We start from the raw sequence: 17880 nt of genomic DNA on the forward strand, positions 1-17880 counted from the left end.
TATCACATTGACTGAAAAGTAACTTAAATCAAAATTGATAATATAATAAAGAAACTAACAAATAAAACTAAATCATTAATCATTAAATAGAGAAAACTTTAGGTTGAATTGAAAAAATCTTAACTGATATCAATAAAATAAAGAAGATTCTTACTCATCATGTAGTATATCATTTGAATAGAGATTAATTATTTACGATTAATAAACACAATTCTCATTAAAACAAATAACAAAAATTTATATATAGGTGCGATGATGGCAAATCATAAACAAACCTGTCTGAGTGCTGCAGAGCGTGTATACCATACCCGAACCGTTGATACGCTAGCATGTTATCATCGAGAGATGGCAAAAATATTAATGAATAGTGAGTATTCTTTTCCTAATGCAAGTAAAGCAAAAAAAAATAATAGTGATAATTTAGAGACTAAAATAAAAAATTGTACGATTGAAAAAAAAGCAGTAGATAATTCTTTTGACTCTATTTTAGAGTCGTTAAAACAGCAAAGCAATTTTACTCAATCAGATATTGAGCCTTATTTTTCTCATCATCATTCACAGGTGATGCAATTGGCTAAATTCGGCTATCTTTCTGCATTGGCTTACAATTCAGATAATGTTTTTAATCACCATTCGCCCTTACAAAAACAACAAGAAAAGAAAATTATAGAAGATCTCTGTAAATTAATTGGCTTTTCATCGAAAGATGCATTTGGGCATATCACGACAAGCCATACCCTTGCTTGTTATGAAATATTATGGGCACTTAGAAATTTAAAAACATTACCAATGGCAATTGCCCGCCATCCCAAGTCACGAGATTTGGTTGCCGATAAAAAAGCATTTGAGCTATTCAATATGTCTATCTCAGATATTCTAGCTATGGGTGAACAACTCCATAAACGTAAAATTTTTGATGATGTTAGTTATTTGACATGCCGGGGAACGGGTATGACAAAAACAATGCATTTAGGAAAATTACTTGTCCCTGTTTCGCGTTTTGAATTTTGGAAGAAAGCAATGGATATATTGGGGTTAGGATATGACAACCTTATTGCATTGCCTATCGATGGATCATTTAAAACAGATACTGAAAAAATGCGTAGTATTGTTTTACGCCTTATTGAACAGGGTGAACCTATTTTGGGTATTATTGGTATGTTAGGCTCCCCATCTTATGGCAGCATTGATAAATTAAGACCACTTTTTGAATTAAGAAGAGAATGTGAGGAAAAATACAAAAATTCCTTTTACATTCATATAGATGCTTCACAATTTGGTTATATGAAAAGTTTGTTTCTTGATGATAATTACGAACTTATTCCTTATAAGACGTTGTGCAAAAAACTAAAAAAAGAAGCGCCTCTACTTGAATTAACGCCAGAAATATATGAAAGCGTCACACAGCTTTCTCTTGCAGACTCTGTCTCTTTTGAGCCTTTTCAAGCTGGCTTTTCACCTTATCCCACGGGTGTCGTGTGTATTAAAGATGCACGCATGAGTCATTTTCTAACCAATCCACCAAGATTATGTCCAGAGCAAGCTGATGGTGTTCCCGAAATTGACGGTATTCAATCAGCACCTGCAGTGGCTTCGATGTGGAGTGTACATCAACTTTATCCTTTTACTTTATCGGGATATGGAAAATATGCTCAAATTCAATGGGAAACACGAGTCAAACTTGAACAATTCTTTAATCAAGCTCAAGCCTTTGAGAAGGAAGGGGAGCACTACTTTATTCGAGTTTTATCAGCATCCGATTTTAATAAATTGAATTTTGCAGTTGTGAAAAAAGGGAATACGTGTTTAGAAACACAAAATAAGCTGAATAAAGAAATATATGAACACTTAGTTGTAAAAAGTCACTACAGACAAGACCTAAGCTTACTTACACTTTGTGCTCGTAATAGTGATGATGCACCTGCACAGTTTTGTCATGAGTGTTATCTAGATAAAAATGAGTGGGAAACAATCAAGCATTTAAGTCTGTTACAACTTACTATAAAAAGTACGCAAATAGGTGATAAACAACAAATTGAGGCAGGGTACCAATATATTAAGAAGGTCGTTTTATCTGCGTTAGAGAGAGAGTTATAACAATAACTTTTGATCACTAAAAATATCCATCCTAAAAAACGAAGAAGTGGGTGATATCTCATTATCTTCGCTTTTTTGGGGGGGTAATGTCTGCATCTAATTGCTCCCCTTACAAAATAAGTGACATTGTCACTTATCGTTTTCTCTTTATTACTTACAATCATCAGCTCACTAAAACAGAGCGACCACAACTTCCTCAAAATTTATTTTTTATAACTATTTTGATTTTTTCTTCTTTTATTTCCATTGATAGCACATAAAAGCAAGCTAGAGAATGAGAATCATTCATAATAACACTGTTTCTTGTATGGATATAATCATAAATAAATCATATTGTTAAAGATAAAATTGATTTAGTAATACATTTAGATATATCTAAAGCTTGATCATTTAGATATATCGGTTTATATTGCATTACATAAATTCGATATATCTAAAACAATGAGGGAATATTTATGATGATTCGAGCATTACACTCACTTTATCAACAGCGCGCTGAAAACGGCGAACATGGTAGTCATGGTCACGGAAACGGAAAAGGGCGTTGTGGAGGTAAAGCTAAACAAGGTCGGAACCATGGAAATCACGGCGAGCATTGCTGTCATGGTGAACATGGTCACGGACATGAAGGCCGCGGTGAATGTTGCCATGGTGAGCATGGTCATGGACATGAAGGTCGCGGTGAATGTCGTCATGGTGAACATGGACATGGACATGAGGGTCACGGTGAATGCTGTCATGGTGAACATGGTTCTGAAAGACAAGGTAAACAACGCGGTCGTGGATGCGGTGGGCGAGGTAAAGGTCAAGGACGTCAATTAAAACGTATGTTTGATCATGGTGATTTACGAGTTTTATTACTCAGCATGATTGCGAAAAAACCGAGCCATGGTTATGAGATTATTCGTGAAATTGATGAAGCCTCTTCAGGATTATATGTGCCTAGCCCCGGTGTTATTTATCCAACACTAACATTACTTGAAGAGCAAGATCTACTGGTTGCCACCATTGCTGAAAAAGGTCGTAAAAATTACAGCATTACACCTGAAGGCTCTGCATTTTTAACTGAACATCAGGAAATAAATGCCAATATTCAAAGAAAACTTGCTTATGCGAGAGACTTGTCTCAAAACGCGGGTGGTGTTTCAGAAGAGATTGAATCTGCGGTTGGAAAATTAAAGGCTGTATTACGCCATAAACTGGTGTTAAAAGAGCTTTCTGTGGAAAAAGCGGAACGTATTGCTTCCATTCTTAATGAAGCAGTTGAGAAAATCGAAGCTATTAATGAGGCATTGATCTCAGAGGAAAGGGAAGATGAATAAAACAGATACTCAACCACAAAATACAAGAAGACATAATGAAATAGAAAAAGAGGATTTAGAAAATAATCCAGCTGTAAAAGAGCAAATTTGCCCTAAAATGCCAGTTTCTTACTTTCGTAGAGCATTACGTAAACCTGGCAGAATATGATAATGATGGACGGAGGTTATCATGATATGACCTCTGTCAGTTTTTCTTCTACCCGTTGTTCCTCCTATCTACTGCTTTACAAAGTGGTTTTTAACTAACAGAAACCAACAATTTCTTTGTGAAACTTGTTTTACTTCCCAATGACTATCTTAGCAATCACTGCCTTCGTTTATTTTCTGCAAGTCATCTTTTTTTGATGGCCATTTGTGGTGTTTTTCTTAGGTTATTGTACTAATATCAAAAAAATCATAAATGATTGTGGAAATGTTCCATGTTAGCGATTATTTTATTTAGGTTAGTAAGCCATTATAAAAATAGAAAACGTAAACCAGAGATATGCTTGTAATAACAATAAAATAAATACCAGATCAAAATAATAAACGTTCGTAAGCACTTAAACGAGAATAAGTGCATTACTTCAAACGTATACCTTACTCAATAATGCATGCATTTAATGCGCATAAATTAGAGAAAAGTAACATAGATAGTGGTTTATTTATTGTTAAGAATAGAAATAACGATGCGAATAAGCGGTTGATATTCATAAAAGTATTGCCGCATAAAAATAACAATACGCTCATCAAATAGAACAATCGATCGACTAAGTTGATTGTTATGTATTTGCCGTACCTATTGAATCAACATTTGCTAACTTAGGAATATTCGAATGAAAGTGAAAGCATTATCTGTAGTGATAAGTTTGATACTCGCTACACCGTTATGTGCTAATGCGCAAACTGATATAAGTGCTATTGAAGCAAGATTAAATGCGTTAGAACAACGTGCGAATGCGGCTGAAGCAAGAGCTGCTGCTGCAGAACAAAAAGCAGCTCGTCTTGAACAACTCATTAATTCAAATAATGGATATAAAGGAAAACCTACAAATAACGTTGCTTCAATGAATATGGAGCAACGCATTGCTGTATTAGAAAAGCAATCAGATGAAGCTCAAGCTAAAGCCAATATCGCTCAAACCCAGCTAAATGAACTTCAACAAAAACAATCAGTTCAGCTTGCTAATACAGGGAATAAAGAAGCTACAGGTTTTTTCTCTACTAATACAAATTGGGGTGACCTCAAATTGTATGGCGATGTTGAATATAATATTGATGCGGCAAGTAAAAAAGGTCAATTAACATCAATGAGAATGATGCCTGGTAAGCAAAAAGACTTTGAAGATAACGAAAAGTGGTCACTTAATGGGCGTATTTTAATTGGTATCGATGGTGAGAGAGAATTAAAAAATGGCAATTATGCTGGTTTTCGTGTTCAGCCTATGGCTGACATGACCGGTAAAATGAATCTAGATGATGCAGCCTTTTACTTTGGTCAACGTAATAAATGGGAATATAAAATTGGTCGTTATGAAGCGTATGATATGTTCCCTTTAAATCAAGATACTTTTGTCGAATATTCAGGTAATACCGCAAATGATTTATATGGTGATGGTTTTGGCTATATTTATATGATGAAAGAAGGGCGTGGTCGTAGTAGTGATGGCGGTAGCATGATGGTTAATACACATTACAACGACTGGTATTTTGAGTTAAATGCATTAGTTGAAGATGGAACTTCAGTTTTCAAAGATGGTGAGTATCACGGGCGTAAACTTGATAATCGTAAAAATGTTATTTATATGCGACCTGTTGTTGCATGGCAGAAAGATAACTTAACAATTGCAGGTGCAATAGACGCAAACGTAATAAGTAAAGCTTATGGTTACGAGGATGAAAATGGAAAATTCCAAGATCAATCACGTCGTACTGGTTATGGTCTAACATTAAAATGGGATACTTTAGCTGATGATCCTATTAATGGCATTGTTGCAAATTTAAGTGCTGCTTATCTTGATGCTAAAGATGAAAATGATTTTTCAATTGGTAGTAATGTATTGTGGCGTAAATTCCAATTAGGTTATATCTATGCACATAATGATATTAAAGCTTACTATCAAACAAGCGGAAATAATGAGCAAAATGAAACCTATCTAACGCTTAATCCTGGTAAGTACAATATCAATACAGTATTTGCTTCTTATGAATTACCTAATATCTTGGATATGGATAATTTTAAAACCTATTTAGGTGCTTATTATTCACGGATAGATGGCAAAGACGAGATAAATGTACATAGTAGTGATAAGGATCGCTATGGTGCTCGTATTCGCTTTAAGTATCTCTTTTAATTTTATTTTTGATACTTTAAGTTAGATATCAGTCCCACATCGAAAGACTTCAATTTTTAATGTACTGTTATTAGTTGAAGTCTTTGCTTTTTATGTATAGCGATAAGTATGTAAAATGGTAAATATGTAAAACTTCAAATACCTGATAAAATAAATGTTTTGACCAGTTTTTCAACCTGCCACTCTTTAATATCCGAAACTTGCCCATCACCAATCTCAACTAAGCGTAACTCTCCAGCAGCATTCCTGACTACATCTATGGAATAAAATGGCGTGTTTATCTGTTTCGCTACTTTTCTTACAAGTTCAGGAATTTCATTATCCGCAGAAAATATTTTCTGATTTAAAACAAAATATCTACGCTCACTATTATTAATAAATTCTTCAACTCGGCGAAGGCTGACGCCACCTTCAATATTTCCCCTAAATTGTGTAATCAGTTTTAATATTTCCCTAATCTCATCTGCATTTTTAGCGATAGAGCCTCTCGTTGTCGTTAGCGATTTTACATAATCTTTCACAAAGTAAGCTGGCCATTGAAGCTGCTTAGTTAACTTTTCAAAATCTGTTTCTGCATTAACAATAACAGTTTCTGGTGTGAACTCTTTACAATATTTATACCAACCAGTTATATGATGGTTACGAATATAATCTTCAGGTGTTTCAAGCATTTTTCCGCCATGAAAATCCACAGCATGGTATAACTGTTGATACTCATTTTTATTTAACATCCATCCTCGCCAAATAACGGGATGTTCTGATTCAAATGGATGTGAAAACTTATATTTACCCAACGTGACATCTTCTGATGAGAGTAACAAGCAATGGATGTTGAGTGCTTTGGCACAACGATATTCTTGCTCAAAGGCCTCATCGGGTTTACCAATTTTAGAATAATCATCAGGGTAAATTATTTGCATAAGTAATTCCTTTTAGTTCAATAAATTCAAAGAAAGATATTTTAATGCTCTATTTAATGGTTTGAAGCTTTTTTCTCTTAATTACATGTTCTCTTTTTTAAGTTGTGAGATCTCTCGATTTTTTGATCTTTTCTCAGCTAGATAACTGATTTTACTCGTGCCATAGTTTTATTTCCTGCCATAATCTGTTTAACAAATACAGACATAAAATAACGTATTTAAATACGATTAATATTAAGCAGGAAACAATTCAATGTCTTTCTATACACAAAACAGTTATTCAAATAATAAGACCTATAAGCAAAATAGAATAAAAACACTATTAATAGGTTTGGCCTTAATTCCTTCCTTCGTATTTGCAGATGACCTATCACAATTACCACAAAAAGAGCGAGTAGCTTATTTTACTCAAGCTCAGCAAGCAGGGATCACTGGTGTTGCTATTAAAACCAAGCCTGTATTGGCAAGGCCGGCTAAAGAAGGTGAAATCATCACAACCATTATTAAAGGTGAAGGTGTTGAAACTGTCTCTGAACCTGCAAAAGGGGGAGATTGGGTCGTACAAAATATCTGTCCAGAGACAGGTAATGAAGAAATATTGGTAAGAAAAGCTAAATTTGCTCAACGTTACAATACGGCAGAGAAAAATGAAATTAATTTAGTGTCTTATCCTAATGATTATCAACCTTTTATCCCAAAAGGGATCGAAATGAATTATTTTATTGTACCGGGATCTACACCTGCATTTGCAATGGAAGCTCCATGGGGAGAATTGCAACGCTTTCAACCGGGTGATGCGGTTGTTCAATCCACAACGGATGACCAAGATATTTATCGTATTCAAAAGGCAGCATTTGAGTGTACTTATACTATCCTTAAACCTGCTAAATTAGCACAATAATATTAAACTAATCTGTTGTAGGTTGAATTATTATTTTTATAATTCATAATGTTATAAGTATATCGCCATTTAAGGCAAGGATGTTAAATAGAGAGAGTTGTTGATAGTAAGTAAGGCATGCTGCATTGTTGTTTAATTGCATTAATAGCTACATTTCGTTAACCTATCTCTATCAATTTCTTCAACTCATTAGGTAAAACCTATTGAACTGATAGCAGGAATGTATTAGCTATTCTCAAGTGGAATAGGTACATTAGTTCCCATACCAAACAGGAGGAAATACAATGTCTTTAATTAATACCCCAATCAAACCATTCAAAAACATGGCATTTAAAGACGGTCAATTCGTAGAAGTGACTGAAAAGGACGTCGAAGGCAAATGGAGCGTTTTCTTCTTTTACCCTGCAGACTTCACTTTTGTGTGCCCAACCGAATTAGGTGACTTAGCGGATCATTATGCTGAGTTCCAAAAAATGGGCGTAGAAATCTATTCAGTTTCTACCGATACACATTTTACCCATAAAGCATGGCACAGCAGCTCAGAAACTATCGGTAAAATCAAATATGGTATGATTGGCGACCCAACTGGCGCATTAACTCGTAACTTCGAAAATATGCGTGAAAACGAAGGTCTTGCAGACCGCGGTACTTTTGTTGTTGACCCACAAGGTATCATCCAAGCAATTGAAATCACAGCTGAAGGTATTGGCCGTGATGCATCAGACCTGCTGCGTAAAGTTAAAGCTGCTCAGTATGTAGCTAGCCACCCAGGCGAAGTTTGCCCAGCAAAATGGAAAGAAGGTGATGCAACTTTAGCTCCATCACTGGATTTAGTTGGCAAAATCTAAATAAGAATTAAGCCACTAAAAAAGTTATTTATCGGGTGTTTCGGCACCCGATTTTATTGAGGGTGCAAAAATGTTAGATAATAATTTAAAAGCTCAATTGAAAGCTTATTTAGAACGATTAACCCAGCCAGTTGAGTTAGTAGCAACATTAGACGACAGCAAACATTCAGCTGATATTCAAGCGCTATTAAAAGAAATCGAACCATTATCCGATAAAGTCACTTATCGTGAAGATAATAACGCTGATGTGCGTAAACCATCTTTTCTTATTACTAACCCAGGAAAAGAAACTGGTGTTCGTTTTGCCGGTTCGCCATTAGGCCATGAATTTACTTCATTAGTTTTAGCATTACTGCAAACTGGTGGTCACCCATCAAAAGAAGCACAAGAATTACTTGAACAAATTCGTCAGTTAGACGGTGAGTTTCATTTCGAAACCTATTATTCGCTCTCTTGTCATAACTGCCCAGATGTTGTTCAGGCATTAAACTTAATGGCGATTTTAAATCCGAAGGTCACACATACAGCGATCGACGGAGGCATGTTCCAAAATGAAATTCAGGAACGTAATATTATGGGCGTTCCTGCTGTATTCTTAAATGGTAACGAGTTTGGTCAAGGTCGTATGACTTTAGCTGAAATCGTTAACAAAGTAGACAGCAATGCAGAAAAACGTACTGCGGAATTATTAAACCAAAAAGATGCATTTGATGTATTGATTGTTGGTAGTGGCCCTGCAGGTGCATCAGCGGCTGTTTATTCAGCACGTAAAGGTTTAAACACGGGTCTTATTGGTGAGCGCTTTGGTGGTCAAGTTCTTGATACTGTTGATATTGAAAACTATATCTCTGTACCAAAAACAGAAGGTGCAAAACTTGCGGGTGCTTTAAAAGCTCACGTTGATGATTACCAAGTGGATGTGATTGATAGCCAAACAGTCAGTCGTTTAATTCCGGGGGCATCAGAAGGGGAATTACACCAAATTGAAACAGCATCAGGTGCAATTTTAAAAACTCGTAGCTTAATTATTGCAACAGGTGCTCGCTGGAGAAATATGAATGTTCCCGGTGAAAATGAGTACCGTACTCGTGGTGTAACTTATTGTCCACACTGTGATGGCCCACTGTTTAAAGGCAAAAGAGTCGCTGTAATTGGTGGTGGCAACTCAGGTGTTGAAGCTGCAATTGACTTAGCCGGCTTAGTCGAACATGTCACAGTATTAGAATTTGCGCCAGAAATGAGGGCCGACGCTGTATTACAGAAAAAACTGCGTAGCTTAAGCAATGTAGAGATTATCTTAAATGCTCAAACTACAGAAGTGTATGGTGATGGTACTAAATTAACCGGTCTAAAATATAAAGATCGCACCAATGATTCTATGCACGATATTGCGCTAGCAGGTATTTTCGTTCAAATCGGCTTATTACCTAATACGCAGTGGTTAGAAGGTACAGTTGAGCGTAATAAGGTGGGCGAAATTGTTGTTGATGCTCGTGGCGAAACCAATATTAAAGGTGTTTTTGCCGCTGGTGACTGTACTACAGTACCTTATAAGCAAATTATTATTGCTGCTGGTGAAGGTGCTAAAGCCTCATTAAGCGCATTTGATTACTTAATTCGTACGACTGCAAAATAAGCAAGCTAGGCTTAAAAATTAACTATTTTACATTATCAAAGCATCTCAATTGAGATGCTTTTTTCTACCTTGAATTTTTAATTTATCGAAAAATCTCTATTCATAAACCTCAAACAACCTATGCTATTATCTCACGACTTAAATAATCTATAGGGAAGTTGATTGATATGAATATAAAAATGATGAATTTTAAACAAATTGTTCCTGCAATTCTTTTTTCTTTGGTAAGTATTAGCTCTTTTTCTGTTAATGCAGATATCGAAATTCGTGATGAAACTTTATTTGAAGCACATCAGCGTTTTAAAACCGAAATTATAAATGACAGTTTTGATAATATTGATCCACCTTGGGAAGCGCCACCAGAAATATTTAATGTTATTAAATACCCAGCCAAACCCGGTGATATGTATGCCTATTTAACACCACCTCCAGCAAACAAAAAAACGAAATTGCCTGCCGTGATCTGGTTAAATGGAGGCTACGGTGGAATAGGGGGTGATGACTATTTTTGGCAACCTAAACCGGCTGATAATGATCAAACTGGTGCTATTTTTCGAGATCCCAATATGGTACTGATGATCCCATCTTTTCGAGGTGAAAATACCAATCCTGGTCGTTATGAAATGTTCTATGGCGAATTGGAAGATCTAGAATCAGCGAGAGAATATTTAGCATCATTGCCTTACATTGACGCTAAACGTATCTATATCGTTGGACATAGCACTGGAGGAACACGTGCATTATTAGCGAGTGAATATAGTGATAAATTTAGAGCTGTTTTCTCTTTAGGTGGAATACCTGATCTTAAATTAAGAGCTGAAGGAGATATGATAGTTGAGTTACCTTTTGATAGAAATAAGGAAGAGGAATTTAATGTTCGATCTGTATATCGTTATATTAAATCAATAAAAACACCAACTTTTTATTTTGAAGGTCGAGACTATTTTTGGAATGAGTTTAATGAGCTACGTGCCGTTGCAATGGTGCATGATATCCCATTAAAAATATATAGTATTAAAAATGGTGATCACTTTAATATTATTGTTCCAGTCAGTAAATTAATTAAAGATAAAATTTTACAAGATACTGATACAAATAAAGAAAGCAATATTCGATTCACTAATGAAGAAATAAAATGGATCAATAAACAAGTTCGATAATGATTTGATTTATATTTGAACAAATTTTTAATAACTCGCTCTTTTATTTAATTGATAAAAGGGCGAGTTTTTTATCTAAAAGTCAATATAGTTAGACTGAAAACTCATCACATAACTCTTGAAGTTTATTGACCATTCTTGCTATATGAAAACCATCACAAGTAGCGTGATGTACTTGAATGGATATTGGTAATAAAAATTTGTCATTTTGTTGAATATATTTTCCCATAGTAAAAATGGGAGGAAAATAATCTTTTACATTAGCAACATTTAAATTAAATCCATCAAAACTTACCCAAGGGATCATCGAAATACAGAAATGATTTTCAGGTAAATTAGGTTTTGCAGATAGATTCAGATTATCTTTATACTTTTGATAATCTTGCTTATATTCTTTTAAAAAAGAACGCCAATCTTCAACATATTTGCTCCATAACTCTGAAAAAGTTTCCGTTTCTGGATGAAAAATCGTATATGCAGGATCGATATAATCCCAAATAACCAATTCATCATTCTTTATTGCCATTCTAGATTCAGGATAATAATTTACCGTTTTTGCAATCAAATAGATCATTACAGGGTAAAACTTAAGATGATTTTTAGTTAATATATCCCTTAAGGCCGTAATATCTAACTTAGTTGTCAAACTAAAACCACATTGCAAGTTATGACGATAATGTAAAAAGTGTTCTTTTCTATGCCATTGTTCTAAATCAATTTTTTTATAATTCATTTTTAAGCCCTTCTTGTTAAGTAATAATTTTCTTAGTGAAGAAGGGCAAAACGGGTTGTCTGAATAGGCTGCATAATAACTCACCACATATTTAATTATTATAAAAGATAATATAACGTATTATCGCACTAATTATTAAATATTAAAGATATTTTTGTGCTGATACTAACTACAATAACATTTTTTTGGAAAAAGACATTAAGTATATTATGATAAGAAGGTTACTTTTTAAAAAATGAAGGGATTTATGATGCAAGCTAAACTTGCTTATCAATGGAAAAAACAAAGACGTGGAAGGCTCTCTTTTTTAGGTTTAGAAATTGCTTGGTCAATTTTATTTGCTATTGTCGAAAACTTAATATATCGCTGGTATATATTACTTTATCCTGAAAGCGCAGATTCAATAATTGAAAGTGCATTTTATTATCAATTTTCTTTTACGCCATATGGTTTAATCGAAATTGTACTTTTAATAATACAAATCTACATATTTACTCTGATTTTATCACAACGAGTGAGAGATATTGGTATAAGTTATCCAGTCATTATTTCACTTGTTTTTACTATCAGTCCTATATTATTAATGCCATATTTGCTCTTTAATGCGCCAACCATGTTAATGGTGCTTTTTGTTGTTTTATTAATAGGTGGGTTGGTTGCTTTACTTGCACCTTCTGCTTATAAAGTTGATATCGACATTAATAAAACGCCAGAAGAAAAAGAAAATAACTAATTAAAAAATGTGTTGTGTGAAATGAGAAAAAGCATCTAAAAAGATGCTTTTTCTGATCAAGGCATATGGCTCATGGTTTATCAAAAAGTTAGGATAAAATCTCAATGACTCCTTTTTGTCCATCAACTTTTACTCTTTGTCCATTCTTTAAAATATTCAATACATTACGAACGCCCATAATGGCAGGTAATCCCAATTCTCTAGCAGTAACAGCACCATGAGATAATGGTCCACCACTTTCTGTAATTATGCCGGAAGCTCGATAAAAAAGTGCAGTCCAAGCTGGATTGGTTGTTCTTGCAACTAAAATGGCATTTTGTGGAAATTCGGCAAAATTTTCAGGGCCATGAACAAGATAAACTTCACCTTCAACAATGCCTGCACTTCCAGCCAACCCTTTTAATTGGTGCTCATTTGTATTCAGTTCATCACCGCCATCTTCGCCATAAATCCATTGTGGGGTAACTGATTTTGCTTTTAAATACCCAGACTTATTTTGGTATATATGATGGCGTAGCTTATTCCAAGTTGTAGGATTATCTGCAAGAATTGCTTCGGCTAAAGGTTGTTCATTAGCAAAATAAATATCCATAGGGCAGTCTAAGACACTACGAATAACCAGTCGTTCTCCTAGTGCTTTTAACCCGCGACGCATAGGTAAAGCTAGTCGTGTTGTTTGATAATGTTCTAAGTCATCAAGTGCAGTATAAACTCGAGCTAATCGAATAATCTCTTGTAAGAAAAAACGTAACTCTTCAGGAGCATCAGAAACAATTGAAAATTCAGTTTCTGATTGTAGAATTTTTTTACCTAATGGATCATCTACTTGTTTATCATCAGCTAAATCAGCCATTGCCTTAATTTGAGTCAACACAATATGGGGGGCATCTAGCCAAGTTGGATGATACGCATCAAAGTCTAATTCTCGATGACCGTGATTTGCTAAAAATAAGGAAAATTGCTGGTGAAAATGAGGATCACATTCTTCAATTTCTTGCATAATGTTTTCAGGAACAATCGATGCTATAAGCTCAAGAAGTTTAGGTTGCTGACGAACATAACGAGAAAGAGTCCAAAGTTCTGCATTCACTTGCCCAGTTTTAGTTTCAGACATTGCTATTAAATTATCGAATGCAGTATGTGCATATTTTTCTTCTTTAAAAAAGAGTTTTAGCAAGGCCATCAGTGCGGAATAGAGAGAGCGTTGGGTCAATGATATAGCAATATTAGGTAAGAAGTAATCAGCACCTAATTTATTAATTCTTTGCACATAATCCCATAGTTGAGACAAATTTTTGTCTTCTAATGGTTCATTCATTAATGCTCCGATTGAGATCAAGTATTTGTCTAAATCGCGCATCCAAGTAATAGGTAATTCTTGTACCCAACTAAATTTTTGAGCTATTTCAGGCAAAGATTTTAGTAGGGTAGGTAAATCATTCATCATTGAGGTGGGAAGCCGATTACTATACAAAGAAACCGCATTTTGGTTACCATAAATATAATAATCTTGCATCCCAAACCATTTGCCATTAAATGAAGGAAGCCCCATAAGATTAAGGCTAAAGTTTAATGATGAATGAAAACCCGCTTCACACATATCCCATGTTAATGGCGTAATAGGATTAGGAAATCTTTCTGCTGATTCTTCTCTTGTCCAAATTGGGGCAATTTGTGTCACATTTCGTGATTGTAAAAGCCATAATTTTCCATCATGAAATGCCCACTCTATATCTTGTGGAAAATCAAAATATTTTTCTGCTGAAATAGCCAGTTCAGCTACTTGTTTACACTGTTCAGGCGTTAAGGAAGGTATAGATTGATTTTGAGGTTCGAGAGGTAAAATTTCAGTACCATTATTCACCATCACAATGGCATTTATTTTCTGAGAAATTGTTGTTTGCTTTAATTCTAAACTTTCTCTATCAACGAGAAATTCATCTACAGGATCTTCACCTGCAACTACGGTTTCACCTAAACCGAAGGCTGCATTAATTAATACGGTAGAAAGAGAGCCTTGAACAGGATCAACAGAAAAAGCAACGCCTGCTGCTTCTTCTTTTTGAACATCAATCATCCTTTGTAATACAACAGCCATTGATGCTTGAGTATGCGGTAAATTTAAATGTTGACGATAAAGCATGACGTGAGTATGCCATAAAGAGGCATAACATTGGCGAATAGCGTCAAGTAAATGAGGTAACGTTTTAATTCCTAATAACGTGTCATGCTGGCCAGCAAAGGCTGCTCCAGGCATATCTTCTAATGTTCCGGATGATCGCACGGCCAAAGCGGTATCATTCAGCTGAAGACTATTTAACATTGTGCTTAGAGAATGAATTAAATTTTCAGGCATAGGTGCTTGTAAAATAAGATGCCGAATATTATTACTAATTGATTCAATTTCTTGCTTTTTATCTGATAAGAAAAGATTAATTTTAGGGAGCAAAGGTGCAATAAATAACTGATAAGCTTGGCAAGAAAGAATTAAACCATCTGGAACAGGCAGTGATTGAATCGTTTTCGCTAAACTTGCACCTTTACCTCCGCTAATAGAAATTTCTGAAGCAATAGGCTCGTTAATTTTATAAATGAGTTCCATATTCGACCTTATTATTTTTACCTGTGATGTAAAGCACCCATAATGCAAGTAAAGCACCGACAATAACATCAATGCCATAATGGTAATGTAAATATACAGTTGCCAAAATCAGCCCTATTAGGATAGGAAATAAACAATAAGCCGTTTTTTGATAACCTGATAAATAGAAAAAACCAACAATATAAAGCGTTATCCCTGTATGCAATGAAGGAAAAACATCCATTCCTGTAATGCCCTTATCAACGAGATCAGTCAGAAATAATGTCATAGCGCCAGAGTAAACGGGATAGTTAAAATCAGAAGGAAATGCAGAGTAAGGACCTGCGGCTGGAATAGTAAAGTAACCAATAAATCCCAAAAAATACATCAGCATTAAACCGAAAAAATAGTTTTTAGTTAGCACGTTATTCCGGCTAAAAAAGAAGAACAGGGCACTACCAATAATTAGAAAATAGAAACTAAAATAGCAAAAAGAAAGAAATTCACTTAGCCATCCTGATTGTAAAAAAATAGACCATTCGGGTAAACTTTTTCCAAACCACAAAAACTTATCCAAAGTATATAAAATATCATCAAAACTCCATTGGTATAATCCATAGCGAATTGACTTAAATAAGGGAAAAATGGTCCAGCATACAATCAGTTGTAACAAACCTAACCAATAAAATCGCGAATGATATGTTGAATGTTGATTTTTATATCCGACAAAAACCAATAAAATCCATAAAAACAAACCTAAGAAAATAGGTGTTAGCATCTCTGTAGCATGAATTAACCAACTACCATAAGCACCAAGTCCCCAGATAATAAAGAGTTGCACGGAAAATAGATGGTTAAAAAGCATCCTAGCTTTAGTCGTTAACATATTTGGGCGCCTTTCTTCCTTATCAATATGAAGCCGAATGATGCACTGACTAAGCTTATACCAATAAATAGAGGTGAAAAGAATAGGAGCATGACTAAGATCGGAAGCCAAATTGCTGAGGCAATAGCGCCACCTAATATTTTAAAGAAGCTAACGGTATTACGTGCATCAGCAAAATGAGATGCGATAAATGATGAAAGTAATATCGGGAATAAAATATACATAAATAAAAATGAAATATAACGCCAAATTAGAATAGAAGATTGAGAGGTTTCTTCTATAGTTTTATTGCTATTATCTGCTTGAGATAAATTATTTTGATAATCAATAAAGGATTCAGCATAAGAGTATCCTTCTTTATTTTTATTAAAAGCATAGGATGAGGCTTTTTCAAAAATATCAACATCTGGACAATTAACAGAAATTTTATTTAATGCATTAGATACTTCTTTATGAATATTTTGTTCCCATTCTCTGATTGATAAATTATCTTTTTTCGAGGTTATACATATATTCTCTCCAATATAAACTTCAACTTTTGAACTGAATTTATCAGGTGCGATATAAAATAATCCCATAGGGATAATATCAAAACCTACTCCCTCACTGATTAATGTTCTAATAATTCTTGCAGCTCCTCGTTGATAAGGTAAAGGCTGGTAACCCCACTCACTACTGCCTTCTGGAAATAAAAGTAGATCTCCGCCTGCTTTTATATGTGCAATTGCTGCTTCTGAAGGGCTTGAAAATATATTTGTATTTATACCTAAACGTTGTCTATCCTTTTTTCTAACTACGGGAATACCCGTAAAAAAAGTCTTCATTATGCAACTATTTAATAATTGTATTGATGCTAAAGCCTGAGCTTTAGGAAATGCCTTCAATGCAATGTAACCATCAAAAGCACTGTTCCGATGACTACAAAGAATTAGCTTTGGATGTGTATTTTCGGATTGAGATCTATTATGGTAAATAAGTGAAACTTTTGAAAAATAGATTTCTCTAATTGAAGTGGATATGAATTGATAATAAAAAGGAAGTTCAGAACCAGCAACAAAAGAGGAGGTTTTTTTTATTGGGGAAGGTAATATTGAATTAGGCATAAGATTTCCTTACATTATCCTTCTGCCAAAACATATCATGCTCTAAAAAAAAGTAACACTAAAAAATTTAAAATGCACTATTAGAATAATAGTTTTTTACTGATTCGAGGCTTTTAATTCTAATGAATAAGATGGAAATGAGTATGATTCAACTCAGACTTGCTGAACCACAGGAAGCAAAAAGATTGTGGTATTTACGAAATCAAGCTTTGCGATTTGGTTGTGAGAATGTTTATCCAAAAGATATTTTAGCTGCTTGGACTCCCGATGAAATGCCTGATGGGTATCGACAAGCTATTATAGATAATCCATTTTATGTAATTGATTATAAAGAGTATAACATTCCAGTAGCTTCTGGTTTTTTAGATATCAAAACAGGTTTTGCTGAAGCAATTTTTACATTACCAGAATATATGGGGAAAGGATTTGCAGGACTTATTTTAAAACAGTTGAAACATGAAGCAATAAAGAGGGGGCAAAAAAAATTATTTTTGGATGCAACGCCTAACGCAGTAATATTTTATTTAAAACAGGGCTTTAAAGCATTAGAAGAGCGAGATTACTATTCAAATTTAGCAAAAGCAAATCTACATTGTTATCGAATGTACATTGATTTAGATTAGCTTC

15 protein-coding genes are annotated in these 17880 nt (G+C 34.4%); 10 read left to right on the forward strand and 5 right to left on the reverse strand.

Annotated features, from left to right (window positions below; all coding sequences use genetic code 11):
- Positions 1-255: 255 nt before the first annotated feature.
- The 4 genes from DK866_RS06025 (at position 256) to DK866_RS06035 (ending at position 5752) form a co-directional block, all read left to right on the forward strand.
- Positions 256-2097 (forward strand): tyrosine decarboxylase, encoded by a 1842-nt coding sequence (locus tag DK866_RS06025; RefSeq protein WP_109408135.1) that lies wholly within the window; start codon positions 256-258, stop codon positions 2095-2097.
- A gap of 455 nt (positions 2098-2552) precedes the next feature.
- Positions 2553-3419, forward strand: a complete 867-nt coding sequence (locus tag DK866_RS06030; RefSeq protein ID WP_109408136.1) for a PadR family transcriptional regulator — start codon at positions 2553-2555, stop codon at positions 3417-3419.
- Positions 3412-3567 carry a hypothetical protein gene (locus tag DK866_RS19905; RefSeq protein ID WP_164526352.1) on the forward strand — a complete coding sequence of 52 codons (156 nt, stop codon included), beginning with the start codon at positions 3412-3414 and terminating at the stop codon, positions 3565-3567. The genes DK866_RS06030 and DK866_RS19905 overlap by 8 nt, the downstream gene beginning before the upstream one ends.
- 667 nt (positions 3568-4234) lie before the next feature.
- A complete protein-coding gene (locus tag DK866_RS06035) occupies positions 4235-5752 on the forward strand; it encodes a carbohydrate porin (RefSeq protein WP_109408137.1) in 1518 nt (505 codons plus the stop codon).
- Between the two features lie 134 nt (positions 5753-5886).
- Here DK866_RS06035 and DK866_RS06040 read toward each other — a convergent pair whose 3' ends face one another.
- Positions 5887-6672, reverse strand: a complete 786-nt coding sequence (locus DK866_RS06040) for an ATP-grasp domain-containing protein (RefSeq protein ID WP_109408138.1) — start codon at positions 6670-6672, stop codon at positions 5887-5889.
- A gap of 253 nt (positions 6673-6925) precedes the next feature.
- Here DK866_RS06040 and DK866_RS06045 point away from each other — a divergent pair, with 253 nt between their 5' ends.
- From DK866_RS06045 to DK866_RS06060, 4 genes are all read left to right on the forward strand, one after another.
- Positions 6926-7573: a hypothetical protein gene (locus DK866_RS06045; protein WP_109408139.1), complete on the forward strand. Its 648-nt coding sequence runs from the start codon at positions 6926-6928 to the stop codon at positions 7571-7573.
- A 284-nt stretch (positions 7574-7857) separates the two neighbouring features.
- Positions 7858-8421, forward strand: a complete 564-nt coding sequence (gene ahpC, locus DK866_RS06050; RefSeq protein ID WP_006536680.1) for an alkyl hydroperoxide reductase subunit C — start codon at positions 7858-7860, stop codon at positions 8419-8421.
- Positions 8422-8491: 70 nt separating this feature from the next.
- The gene (gene ahpF / locus DK866_RS06055) at positions 8492-10057 is read left to right on the forward strand and encodes an alkyl hydroperoxide reductase subunit F (RefSeq protein ID WP_109408140.1); all 1566 of its coding nucleotides are present in this window, start codon (positions 8492-8494) and stop codon (positions 10055-10057) included.
- Between the two features lie 167 nt (positions 10058-10224).
- A complete protein-coding gene (locus DK866_RS06060; RefSeq protein ID WP_109408141.1) occupies positions 10225-11217 on the forward strand; it encodes an alpha/beta hydrolase family protein in 993 nt (330 codons plus the stop codon).
- 91 nt (positions 11218-11308) lie between these two features.
- Here the strand turns inward: DK866_RS06060 and catA are convergent, their stop codons facing one another.
- Positions 11309-11950: a type A chloramphenicol O-acetyltransferase gene (gene catA, locus DK866_RS06065; protein WP_109408142.1), complete on the reverse strand. Its 642-nt coding sequence runs from the start codon at positions 11948-11950 to the stop codon at positions 11309-11311.
- A 250-nt stretch (positions 11951-12200) separates the two neighbouring features.
- On the opposite strand from catA, the gene DK866_RS06070 reads away from it, so the two are divergent.
- Positions 12201-12683, forward strand: a complete 483-nt coding sequence (locus DK866_RS06070; protein ID WP_109408143.1) for a hypothetical protein — start codon at positions 12201-12203, stop codon at positions 12681-12683.
- Between the two features lie 88 nt (positions 12684-12771).
- Here DK866_RS06070 and DK866_RS06075 read toward each other — a convergent pair whose 3' ends face one another.
- The 3 genes from DK866_RS06075 to DK866_RS06085 are packed head-to-tail and all read right to left on the reverse strand — an operon-like array spanning position 12772 to position 17253.
- Positions 12772-15285 carry a PEP/pyruvate-binding domain-containing protein gene (locus DK866_RS06075; protein ID WP_109408144.1) on the reverse strand — a complete coding sequence of 838 codons (2514 nt, stop codon included), beginning with the start codon at positions 15283-15285 and terminating at the stop codon, positions 12772-12774.
- Positions 15269-16150: a phosphatase PAP2 family protein gene (locus tag DK866_RS06080; RefSeq protein WP_109408145.1), complete on the reverse strand. Its 882-nt coding sequence runs from the start codon at positions 16148-16150 to the stop codon at positions 15269-15271. The genes DK866_RS06075 and DK866_RS06080 overlap by 17 nt, the downstream gene beginning before the upstream one ends.
- Positions 16144-17253, reverse strand: a complete 1110-nt coding sequence (locus tag DK866_RS06085) for a glycerol acyltransferase (protein WP_109408146.1) — start codon at positions 17251-17253, stop codon at positions 16144-16146. Before DK866_RS06085 ends, DK866_RS06080 begins: the two co-directional genes overlap by 7 nt.
- A gap of 137 nt (positions 17254-17390) precedes the next feature.
- On the opposite strand from DK866_RS06085, the gene DK866_RS06090 reads away from it, so the two are divergent.
- The gene (locus DK866_RS06090; RefSeq protein WP_109408315.1) at positions 17391-17876 is read left to right on the forward strand and encodes a GNAT family N-acetyltransferase; all 486 of its coding nucleotides are present in this window, start codon (positions 17391-17393) and stop codon (positions 17874-17876) included.
- Positions 17877-17880 lie beyond the last annotated feature (4 nt).

Source organism: Proteus genomosp. 4 str. ATCC 51469, assembly GCF_003144375.1.
Taxonomy (GTDB): Bacteria; Pseudomonadota; Gammaproteobacteria; order Enterobacterales; family Enterobacteriaceae; genus Proteus.